Annotated in this window: 1 pseudogene; it reads left to right on the top strand. The window is 78.5% G+C overall.

Annotation, left to right across the window (positions count from 1 at the left end):
* Window positions 1–311: pseudogene (locus J5F18_RS06870) on the top strand (hypothetical protein); the annotation flags it as partial.

Genomic DNA, 311 nt, shown 5'->3' on the forward strand with positions numbered 1-311 from the left:
CTGGCCCGGGCGGATGGTCTGGTGCCGCTGCTTGCCCCCATGTCGCTGGCCTGGCTGCTGCTGGTGGCCTGTGCCCTGACGCTGCCGCTGTGGCTGCCGGCGCTGGGCCTGCGTCCGGCGTCGCCGCCCGCGGGCGAGCTCGCCGGCCTGTGGTGGCCGGTGGGGGCGGGGCTGGCGCTATCGCTGCTGGTGGGCTGGCTGGCCCATCGCCGGGGGCTCCGGGTGACCTGGCGGGGTCCGCCTCCCGGGGATCTGTGGTGGCCGCTGGCCAAGGGCCTGAGGCTCCTGGCCCGCGTCGCCCGGCCGTGGCG

The organism is Halomonas sp. BM-2019, from assembly GCF_017584085.1.